Annotated in this window: 1 protein-coding gene; it reads right to left on the reverse strand. The window is 63.7% G+C overall.

Translation table 11 applies throughout. From position 1 onward, the window contains the following. Window positions 1-262: hypothetical protein (locus SB658_RS24920; protein ID WP_410603088.1), on the reverse strand; the 262-nt coding region annotated here is incomplete at both ends.

Below are 262 nucleotides of genomic sequence, written 5' to 3' on the forward strand. Positions count from 1 at the left end.
ATGCTTCGAAGACGGATGCCTGACCGGTTGAAGCTGGTCCCGCCGGCGGCGAGCGCTTTGGTTCCCCGGCGGCACCGACGGTGTCGGCCGCGCGTCCGTAAAGGGGATTGACCGCTGGCACAGGCAGGTGGGGGACAAATTCCGTAATGGGGACATCGGGCGGATGGCTTACCGCGGAAGCGATCTCCGCCTTGAAGGGTTGACGGTCGTAGCTGTAAAGTTTGGTGGCCAGGATCGGCCTTTGCCCCTCGACCAGAGCGAT

The organism is Bacillus sp. SIMBA_008 (genome assembly GCF_046535495.1).
In the GTDB taxonomy this organism is placed as follows: Bacteria; Bacillota; Bacilli; order Bacillales; family Bacillaceae; genus Bacillus; species Bacillus subtilis.